Annotated in this window: 9 protein-coding genes and 1 tRNA gene; 8 read left to right on the top strand and 2 right to left on the bottom strand. The window is 71.0% G+C overall.

The genetic code is table 11. The features are described from left to right. The 7 genes from LUU90_RS24380 to LUU90_RS24350 form a co-directional block, all read left to right on the top strand. On the top strand, positions 1 to 607 hold a 607-nt coding region (locus LUU90_RS24380; RefSeq protein ID WP_275006685.1), incomplete at its 5' end, for an FtsB family cell division protein. A 113-nt stretch (positions 608 to 720) separates the two neighbouring features. Further along, on the top strand, positions 721 to 1,221 hold the full coding sequence (locus tag LUU90_RS24375; RefSeq protein ID WP_275006683.1) for a DUF501 domain-containing protein: 501 nt from the start codon (positions 721 to 723) through the stop codon (positions 1,219 to 1,221). A 135-nt stretch (positions 1,222 to 1,356) separates the two neighbouring features. After that, positions 1,357 to 2,307 carry a Ppx/GppA phosphatase family protein gene (locus LUU90_RS24370; RefSeq protein WP_275006681.1) on the top strand — a complete coding sequence of 317 codons (951 nt, stop codon included), beginning with the start codon at positions 1,357 to 1,359 and terminating at the stop codon, positions 2,305 to 2,307. A 107-nt stretch (positions 2,308 to 2,414) separates the two neighbouring features. Continuing rightward, positions 2,415 to 2,747: a PadR family transcriptional regulator gene (locus LUU90_RS24365; RefSeq protein ID WP_275006680.1), complete on the top strand. Its 333-nt coding sequence runs from the start codon at positions 2,415 to 2,417 to the stop codon at positions 2,745 to 2,747. Further along, entirely contained in the window at positions 2,744 to 4,114 is a 1,371-nt protein-coding gene (locus tag LUU90_RS24360; protein WP_275006678.1) for a hypothetical protein, read from the top strand. Before LUU90_RS24365 ends, LUU90_RS24360 begins: the two co-directional genes overlap by 4 nt. Before the next feature lie 183 nt (positions 4,115 to 4,297). Continuing rightward, on the top strand, positions 4,298 to 5,755 hold the full coding sequence (locus tag LUU90_RS24355) for an NAD(P)/FAD-dependent oxidoreductase (RefSeq protein WP_275006676.1): 1,458 nt from the start codon (positions 4,298 to 4,300) through the stop codon (positions 5,753 to 5,755). Positions 5,756 to 5,901: 146 nt separating this feature from the next. After that, positions 5,902 to 5,975: transfer RNA gene (locus tag LUU90_RS24350), tRNA-Leu, on the top strand. Positions 5,976 to 6,021: 46 nt separating this feature from the next. Here the strand turns inward: LUU90_RS24350 and LUU90_RS24345 are convergent. Next, entirely contained in the window at positions 6,022 to 8,262 is a 2,241-nt protein-coding gene (locus LUU90_RS24345) for an excinuclease ABC subunit UvrA (RefSeq protein ID WP_275006674.1), read from the bottom strand. A gap of 155 nt (positions 8,263 to 8,417) precedes the next feature. Here LUU90_RS24345 and LUU90_RS24340 point away from each other — a divergent pair, with 155 nt between their 5' ends. Beyond that, positions 8,418 to 8,912: a helix-turn-helix domain-containing protein gene (locus LUU90_RS24340; RefSeq protein WP_275006672.1), complete on the top strand. Its 495-nt coding sequence runs from the start codon at positions 8,418 to 8,420 to the stop codon at positions 8,910 to 8,912. A gap of 4 nt (positions 8,913 to 8,916) precedes the next feature. Here LUU90_RS24340 and LUU90_RS24335 read toward each other — a convergent pair whose 3' ends face one another. Then, positions 8,917 to 9,519: a ClpP family protease gene (locus tag LUU90_RS24335; RefSeq protein ID WP_275006669.1), complete on the bottom strand. Its 603-nt coding sequence runs from the start codon at positions 9,517 to 9,519 to the stop codon at positions 8,917 to 8,919. Positions 9,520 to 9,574: the final 55 nt, after the last annotated feature.

The following is a 9,574-nucleotide window of genomic DNA, read 5'->3' as shown; positions in this document are numbered from 1 at the left end:
GCCGTCGTCCGCGGGCCGCCGCACGGCCGCGCCGCGGAGCGCCCCGGCCCGGTCCGCCGCGCGCCCCGGCACGGCTGCCCCCAGGACCGCGCGCCCGACGTCGGGCGGCGGGGCGAAGCGACCCACGCAGCCGCGTCGCCGTACCGCGGTCAGCTCCGGTGGCTTGCCGCCGCGTGCCGAGCGCAAGCGCGGCAGCTTCGGCCTCGTGCTGCCCGAGGTGCTGACGGTCCGCGCGATGGTGCTGTCCGTGGTGGTGCTCCTCGCGGTGGTGCTGCTGCTGCCGACGGTTCGAGCCGTCGTGACGCAGCAGGCCGAGCTGCGCGAGCTGCGGTCCGAGCTGAGTCAGCAGCAGGACCAGAAGGAGCAGCTCGAGACCGAGCTCGAGCGCTGGGACGACCGGTCGTACGTGATCGAGCAGGCGCGGTCTCGGCTGCGGTTCGTCATGCCCGGGGACAAGGTGTGGCGCCCGCTCGACACCGACTCCGTCGAGCAGGAGGAGCCGGGCCCCGGCGTCGTCGAGCCGTCGCCCGAGGCGTCCGCGGACGCGGACGCCCCCTGGTTCACGAGCGTGTGGGACTCCGTGCGGATCGCCGGCGGCGACGAGTAGTCCGCCGGCGATCCGCCCGCGCCCTGCACTGCTCTGCCCTGCACTGCTCTGCCCTGCTCTGCCATGGGCCGCCCGGCCGTCGGGCAGTCCGCGTCCTGGGAGACAATGGGTGGGTGAACACCGCGACTGAAACCGTGTCCGACGACGATCTGCGCGTCCTGGCCGAGCAGCTCGGCCGCGAGCCGCGCGGCGTCGTGGGGATCGCGGCGCGCTGCGTGTGCGGCCGTCCGACGGTGGCGCGCACGGCGCCCCGGCTGCCCGACGGCACTCCGTTCCCGACCGTCTTCTACCTGACGCACCCCGGTGCGGTCGCCGCGGCCTCGACGCTGGAGGCGAACGGCGTGATGAAGGAGATGACGGCGCGGCTCGAGACGGACGAGGAGCTCGCCGCCGCGTACCGGAAGGCGCACGAGCACTACCTCGCCGAGCGGGAGGCCATCGGCCACGTCGAGGAGATCTCGGGGATCTCGGCCGGGGGCATGCCGACCCGCGTCAAGTGCCTGCACGTGCTCTTCGCGCACGCGCTGGCCGCCGGACCGGGCGTGAACCCCCTCGGCGACGAGGCGCTCGGCCTGGCCAAGGACACCTGGCGGCCGGACCGCTGCACCTGCTGAACCTCGTACTGAGCGCGACCGTCGCGGCTACGCGACCGTTCGAGGCACGACGGTCGCGGTCACGACCACGTGAGGTTTCTCGCGGAACCGGCACGTCCGACGGTCCGTAGCCGGGACGCCTGGGAGAATCCTCCCGTGACTTCCTCTCGCGTAGCCGCGATCGACTGCGGCACCAACTCGATCCGCCTGCTCCTCGCGGACGTCGACGCCGCCGGAAACCTCACCGAGCTCGACCGCCGCATGGAGGTCGTGCGGCTGGGCCAGGGTGTGGACCGCACCGGTGAGCTCGCACCCGAGGCGCTGGCGCGCACGCTCACGGCGACCCGCGACTACGCGGCCGCGATCGAGGCCGCGGGGGCGCAGCGGGTGCGGTTCGTGGCGACGTCGGCCACGCGGGACGCGCGGAACCGGGACGAGTTCTTCGACGGCGTCCGGGCGGCGCTCGGTGTCGACGTCGAGGTCATCACGGGCGGTGAGGAGGCCCAGCTGTCGTTCCGCGGAGCCACCGGTGCGGTCGCGGAGGCGCACGCCGGCCCGTTCCTCGTGGTCGACCTCGGCGGTGGATCCACGGAGCTGGTGCTCGGCACCGGTTCGGTGGACGCGAGCGTCTCCATGGACATCGGGTCGGTGCGGATGACGGAACGGCACCTGCACAGCGATCCGCCGTCGGCGGCCGAGATCGAGGCCGCCCGCGCGGACGTGCGGTCCCACCTGGACGACGCCGCCCGCGTGGTCCCGCTCGCGAAGACGGCCACCCTGGTCGGGCTGGCCGGGTCGATCACCACCGTGACCGCGCACGCGCTGGGGCTGACGGAGTACCGGCGCGAGCGCGTGAACCAGGCGGAGCTGCCCGTGCAGACGGTGCTGGACTCCTGCGCCGCCCTGGTGGCGGCGCCGCGAGCCGAGCGGGTGGCCATGGGCTTCCTGCACCCGGGGCGGGTCGACGTGATCGCCGCGGGCGCCCTTGTCTGGTCCGAGGTGATCACCCGCGTCGCGGCCGACGTCGCGGCGGCCGGTGGTTCGCTCACCAGCGTGGTGACCAGCGAGCACGACATCCTCGACGGGATCGCGCTGTCCATGGCGTGAACCCGTCGGCGTGAACCCGTCGGCGTGGCACGGCGGCGGGGCACGGCGGCGGTGGGCGCCGGCGTGTTTCGTCGCACTATTACGCATTGCGCGGTACCGTGCTGTCCGTGGATACGACACAGCTGCTCAAGGGAGTGCTTGACGCCGCGGTGCTCGCGGTCGTCGAGCAGGAGGACGGGTACGGATACGACATCGTCCGGCGGCTGCGCGCCCGCGGCGTCGAGTCCGGTGAGGCCTCCGTCTACGGGACGTTGCGCCGCCTCTACGCGAGCGGCTCGCTCACCAGCTACGTGGTGCCGTCGGAAGAGGGCCCGCACCGCAAGTACTACGGCATCACCCCGCACGGGCGGGAGGCGCTGAACATCCAGCGCAAGGAGTGGCAGGAGTTCGCCGGCACGGTGGCCGGACTTCTCGGCGAGAGGAACGAGGCAGCTCGATGAGCACCATCACCAGCAGTGACGCCCTGTCCGCCCACGTGCGCGGCTACGCGCAGGCGGTGCGCCTGCACCTGGCGGACCTCGGGCAGGACGCCGTCGACGATCTCACGGACGGGCTCGAGGCCGACCTCACCGAGGCGGTCCTCGACGAGGCGGCAGCCCCTGCCGACGGGGCGGGCACCCAGGCCCTCGACCTGGCCGTGCGCTTCGGACCTGCCGACGAGTACGCGACCGAGCTGCGCACGGCTGCGGGGCTACCGCCCGCCGCCGGGGCACGGGCCGGGCGGGGGCCTGGCCACGCGATCGGCGAGGCCTGGACGGTGATGTCCGAGCGGTGGCGTTCCTTCTGGAGGCCTCTGACGAGCACGCCGGGCTGGGCGGCGTTCGTGGAGTTCGCGAGGTCGATCGCCCCGGCCTGGTGGATCCTGCGCGGCTGGGTCGGCGCGCAGGTCGTCATGTGGCCGTTCGGTATGGCCGACGTCACGCTCTGGCCGTCCTCGACCGCTGGTCGGATCCTGGTCATCGCGGCGATCGTCGTGAGCGTCCAGTGGGGGCGTGGCCGGTGGATCCCGCGCTGGACCTGGTTCCCGCGTGCCGTCGCCGTCGCGTCGGTCGCCGCGGCCCTCCTCGCGATCCCCATGGTGACGGACGTCGAGGCGGACTCTCGGCCGGTCGTGGCCGACTACTACTCGGGCTTCGACTCGGGCTTCGACGAGGGTTTCAACAACGCACTGGTCTCTCAGGACGGCGCGGGGAACGGCCCGGAGGTGGACGGCGTCTGGGTCGACGGCATGCGGGTCAGCAACCTCTTCGCCTACGACGCGGCAGGTGACCCGATCCGCGACGTGCAGCTCTTCGACGACCGGGGTCGGCCCGTGCGCACGATCGGGAGCGACGCGACCTGGGACACCTGGTCCGTGCCCGACGTCGCGGGCGACTGGAGCTTCCAGCCCGCCACCGCGTCCGACGGTCGCACGCGCTGGAACGTCTACCCGCTCAGGGCCTTGCTCGCCGAACAGATCGGCGGGCCCGACGGGGACGGCGACCTCTACGACCTCGAGGGGCAGGAGTACCCGGTCCCACCCACGGGCGTGCAGCCGCAGGAGATGCCGTGGCCGTTCCTCAAGGCGCCGACGGCGATCGACGACGGCGGAGCCGCCGGTGCGGGCTCGGGCTCGGGCACGGGCACGGACTCGAACTCGGACGCAGGCTCCGACGAGCCGGGCGAATCCGGTGAGCCGAACCAGGGGCGCCCCGGCAGCGACCACCCGGCGAGCGACCCTGCAGGGGAGCCGGTTCGCCCGGGCGAGCGGCCGACGTCGGGCAGCGGGTCCCGGGAGCCGACCCTCGAGGCGACGCAGGCCGACTGACACCCGTTCTGGTGCCGCTGACGGACCGCCGCCAGCCGGGAACTCCCGGCGGCGGTGGTCCGTTATGGCTGCCAGAGGATCGAGGAAGTTCCTGCAGCGGCGACGACGGCGTGGTGTGCATCACGCCCACGCCGCTCTTTGTCGTGTCAGTACGGATGCGACGCTCGCGGTACCCTGGGAATCATGCCTCAGAACGACCTGACCTCGGTCAGCCATGCTTCCGATACGGCGAGCACGCCGCGCCCGCGGAAGGTGCCGCGCATCGTGGTGCTCGGCGGCGGGTCCGTCGGCCTCTACGTGGCGCGCCGCCTGCGTAAGAAGCTGAAGAAGCGGGAGGCGGCCATCGTCGTCGTCGACCCGCGGCCGTACATGACGTACGCCCCCTTCCTGCCCGAGGCGGCCGCTGGGTCGATTGACGCCCGCGACGTCGTGGCGCCGCACCGCAAGGCCCTCAAGGGCATCGACGTGCTGCAGGGCAAGGTCACCGGGATCGAGCACGGGCGCAAGCACGTGAAGATCCAGCCCGAGTCGGGCGACGAGTACGAGGTGTCGTACGACCAGCTGGTCGTCGGCCTCGGCTCGGTGTCGCGCACGCTGCCCATCCCCGGCCTCGCGGAGTCGGCCATCGGCTTCAAGAACGTCGAAGAGGCCATCGCGGTCCGCAACCACGTCATCAACCGGATGGACGTCGCGTCCTCCACGTGGGACGCCGACCTGCGCAAGCGCATGCTCACGTTCACCTTCGTCGGTGGCGGGTTCGCCGGTATCGAGGCGCTCGCCGAGATCGAGGACATGGCGCGTTACGCGACACGGCAGTACCAGACGATCGAGGCGTCCGACCTCCGGTTCGTCATGATCGAGGGCGCCGGGCGCATCCTGCCCGAGGTCACGGAGCCGATGGGCGAGTACGCCCTCGCCGAGCTGAAGAAGCGCGGCATCGAGTTCCACCTCAACACCTTCCTCTCGTCCTGCGTGGACGGGCACGTCGTGACCTCGACGGGCGTCGAGTTCGACACCGAGACGATCGTGTGGACCGCTGGCGTCAAGGCGAACCCGGTCATCAAGGAGGCGTCCGACCTCCCGTTCGACAAGCTGGGCCGCGTCATCGTGCTCCCCACGCTGCAGGTCGCCTCGGAGGACGGCGAGATCGTCGAAGGCGCCTGGGCCGCCGGGGACTGCGCCGCCGTGCCGGACGTCAACAACCCCGGCAAGTTCTGCCCGCCGAACGCGCAGCACGCGATTCGCGAGGCCGTGCGCCTGGCCGACAACATCGTCGCGCTCTACAAGGACAAGCCCGCCGTCGACTACGACCACAAGAACCTCGGTGTCGTCGCGTCGCTCGGTCTCTACAAGGGTGTCGCCGAGCTGTTCGGCTTCATCAAGCTGCGCGGGTTCCCGGCGTGGGTCGCCCACCGCGGCTACCACGTCATGGCGATGCCGACCGGCAACCGCAAGATCCGCATCCTGATCGGCTGGATCGGGCAGTTCCTCATGGGCCGCGAGCTGGTCTCGCTCGGCTCGCTGCACGACCCCCGCCAGGAGTTCCGCAACGCGTCCGTGCCGCCGAAGCAGACCAGCGAGAAGGTCGAGCAGAAGGCGGAGTCGTCCGCCGAGCGTGCCGAGTCGGGCTCCAAGCCCTGACCTGCCCGCCCGCTCTGCTTCCGCCGAGGTAGCCGTCTGGCGAGGTAGTCAGCCGGCGAGGTAGTCCCGTAGCGCGATGCGCGGGACTACCTCGCTGCGTGACTACCTCGCCAGACGACTACCTCGGCGCAGTAGTCTCTGGGTGCGCCCCCATAGCCCAACTGGCAGAGGCAGCCGGCTTAAACCCGGCACAGTCCCGGTTCGAACCCGGGTGGGGGCACCCGAGACCTTCAGGTCATGCGATCAGCTCGCACGCGATCAACCCGTCACGCGATCAGCTCGGCGAGGTGGCGGCCGGTCAGTGATGCTTCTTCTCGCGCCAGGTCGGCTGGACTTCCCTCGAAGACTACGCGGCCGCCGTCGTGCCCGCCGCCCGGTCCCATGTCGATGACCCAGTCGGCACGCGCGACGACCGACAGGTTGTGCTCGACGACGATCACGGACCGGCCGGAGTCGACCAAGCGGTCGAGCAGGCCGGCCAGGTTGTCGACGTCCTGCATGTGCAGGCCCGCGGTGGGCTCGTCGAGCACGAAGACCGGGGTGTCGCTGCCCATCTCGATCGCGAGCTTGAGCCGTTGCCGCTCGCCGCCGGACAGCGTGTTCAGGTGCTGCCCGAGAGAGATGTAGTGCAGCCCGACGTCGGACAGCCGGGACAGCATCGGCTGGATCGCCTTCTCCGTGAAGAAGCCCAGCGCCTCCTCGACCGACATCGCGAGCACGTCGGCGATGTTCTTGCCGCGCAGGGTGTAGCCCAGCACCTCGTCCGTGAACCGCTTGCCGCCGCATGCCTCGCACGGGCTCGCGACCCCCGCCATGAACGCGAGGTCGGTGTAGATGAGGCCGACACCCTTGCACTCCGGGCACGCACCGGCGGAGTTCGCGCTGAAGAGCGCGGGCTTGACGCCGTTCGCGCGGGCGAACTGCTTGCGGATGGGCTCGAGGATGCCCGTGTAGGTCGCGGGGTTGGACCGGCGCGACCCGCGGATCACCGACTGGTCGACGAACGTCACGCTGTCGCGCGGCAGGCAGCCGTGGATGAGGGAGCTCTTGCCCGATCCGGCCACGCCCGTCACGGCGACGAGCATCCCGAGCGGGACCTCGACCGAGACGTCCTGGAGGTTGTGCAGGGTCGCGTGCTCGATCCGGAGCGCTCCCGTCCGGGTGCGTGGAGTCTGCTTGACCGTGACCGCCTGGTCCAGGTGCTTGCCCGTCGCGGTTCCTGAGTTGCGCAGTCCCGCGATGTCACCCTCGTAGACCACCGTGCCGCCGTGGGTGCCGGCACCCGGGCCCATGTCGACGAGGTGGTCGGCAGCGGCCATGACCTCGGGCTTGTGCTCCACGACGAGCACCGTGTTGCCCTTGTCCCGCAGGCGCTGGAGCAGCGCGTTCATCTGTCGCACGTCGTGGGGGTGCAGACCGATCGTCGGCTCGTCGAACACGTAGGTCATGTCCGTCAGGGCCGATCCCATGTGCCGCACCATCTTGGTGCGCTGGGCCTCACCGCCCGACAGCGACGACGACTCCCGGTCCAGCGACAGGTACCCCAGCCCGATCTGCTCGAAGGTGGCGAGCAGATCGCCCAGACCGTCGAGGACGGGCTGGACCTGCGGGTCCGCGAGGTCGCGCACCAGCTCGGCGAGGTCGGTGAGCTGCATGGCAGCCGCCTCGCCGATGTGCTTGCCCTTGACCAGCGACGACCGCGCCCTATCGTTGAGCCGCGTGCCGCCGCACGCCGGGCAGGCCGTGAACGTGGCGAGCCGGTCGACGGCGGCCCGCATCGCGCCCTTCATCGACTCGACGTCCTTGACGAGGTAGAGGCGCGTGATCTTGGGGACCAGCGACTCGTAGGTGACGTTGATGCCGCCCGCGACGATCTTGCGCTCCGCGCCGTACATCAGGTCGTGCCACTCGGTCTCGGTGTAGTCCGCCAGCGGCTTGTCGACGTCGAACAGGCCGGACTCGGCGTAGACCTTCCAGTACCAGCTGCCGACCCCGAAGTTTGGGAACGTGATGGCGCCCTCGTTCAGCGACTTGCTGCGGTCCACCAGCGCGTCGGTGTCGACGGCGGACACGCGGCCCAGACCCTCGCAGTTGGCGCACATGCCCTGCGGGTCGTTGAAGGAGAAGAGGTTGGACCCGCCGATGTGCGGCTGGCCGAGCCGGGACCAGATGATCCGCAGCATCGTGTAGGCGTCGGTGGCCGTGCCGACCGTCGAGCGCGCGTTGGCGCCCATGGGCTCCTGGTCCACGACGATCGCGGCCGACAGGTTCGACAGGGTGTCGACGTCGGGCCGCGGTCGGGACGGCATGAAGCCCTGGAGGAATGCCGAGTACGTCTCGTCGATCAGGCGCCGCGACTCGGCGGCGACGGTGCCGAACACGAGCGAGCTCTTGCCCGAGCCGGAGACCCCCGTGAACACGGTCAGCTTCCGTTTGGGGATGTCGATCGAGACTCCCTGCAGGTTGTTCTCGCGAGCTCCGCGCACCTCGATAGATCCGAACACCACTGTCCTCTCCTGGTCGGTGGTCCCATGGTGCCAGGAGCCACTGACACGCACCCTGGCTTCGCTCTCGGGCGTTACGCCAGGAGCAGACGCCGGAACGACCCGCGGTGTCAGTGGGGTTGGGTACCGTGACGGGTACCAACGGCGGGAGTGGGCAGATGGCAATGATCTCAACAGGTACTGCACGTACTGCTGGGCTCGGCACCACGGACGAGGGCGGGCCAGGGGCGAGACCCGGCACGCTCGAACACACCCGCGAACCGTTGCTCCGTGACCTGGTGGGCGGCATCCTGCGGCGCACCCGGCGGGAGCAGCGCCGCACGCTGGCCGACGTCGCCACCGACGCCCGGGTGTCCACCGCCTATCTGTCCGAGGTGGAGCGGGGGCGCAAGGAAGCCTCTTCCGAGGTGCTCGCCGCCGTGTGCGAGGCGCTCGGCATGCGCCTCGTCGACCTGGTGGAGCGGGCCTGGGCGGAGCTTGCCCTCGCGCTGGCGGCACAGGAAGAGAGCCGCCGGGTCCGGGTGCTGTCGTCCGCGGCTCGCCGTGCGGCCGGCTTCTCGTCGTCCCGCCACCCCCTGCAGGCCGGGCACACCGCGCCGGCTGGTACCTCCGGCACCGGCAGGCGAGGCGAGGCAGCGCTGCTCGCGGCATGAGACCTCAGAGGCCGGCGCGTCGTTTTCCGCCCGGTCGGACGTCGTTCACCTGGTCCACGATCTTGTCGATCATGCCGTAGGCCAGGGCCTGCTCCGCGGTGAACCAGCGGTCGCGCTCGGAGTCGGCCGCGACCGTCTCGACGGGCTGGCCCGTGTGCTCGGACTGCAGCCTGGTCATCACGTCCTTGACGTACCGGATGTTCTCGGCCTGGATGACGACGTCGCTCGTCGTACCGCTGATACCGCCTGCCGGCTGATGCATCATGATCCGCGCGTGCGGCAGGGCGTAGCGCTTGCCCTTGGTGCCCGCGGTGAGCAGGAACTGCCCCATGCTGCCGGCGAACCCGACGGCGACCGTCGAGACGGCGTTCGGCAGGAGCCTCATCGTGTCGTAGACCGCGAGCCCGGCGCTGATGGAGCCGCCGGGGGAGTTGATGTAGAGACTGATCTCGGCGCCGGGGTCCTCGGCGGAGAGCAGCAGGAGCTGCGAGGTCACGCGGTTGGCGACGGCGTCGTCGATCTCGGTGCCGATGAGCACGATCCGCTGGTGGAGCAAGCGCGACGCGAGGTGATCGTCGAAGGGCTGGGTGTGCGGTGTCTCGGTCATGTCCCCACGATCGCCCCGCCCCCGCCCGCACGGTAGCGATCTCTGCCCACCGCAG

This window comes from Promicromonospora iranensis, assembly GCF_028994775.1.
Lineage (GTDB): Bacteria > Actinomycetota > Actinomycetes > Actinomycetales > Cellulomonadaceae > Promicromonospora > Promicromonospora iranensis_A.
This window is presented reverse-complemented; position numbering and strand designations above follow the sequence as displayed.

Excerpts from the sequence above, each read along its gene's own strand:
- LUU90_RS24355 (WP_275006676.1), top strand. The coding sequence starts at position 4,298 with ATGCCTCAGAACGACCTGACCTCGGTCAGCCATGCTTCCGATACGGCG.
- LUU90_RS24335 (WP_275006669.1), bottom strand. The coding sequence starts at position 9,519 with ATGACCGAGACACCGCACACCCAGCCCTTCGACGATCACCTCGCGTCG.
- LUU90_RS24360 (WP_275006678.1), top strand. The coding sequence starts at position 2,744 with ATGAGCACCATCACCAGCAGTGACGCCCTGTCCGCCCACGTGCGCGGC.
- LUU90_RS24340 (WP_275006672.1), top strand. The coding sequence starts at position 8,418 with ATGGCAATGATCTCAACAGGTACTGCACGTACTGCTGGGCTCGGCACC.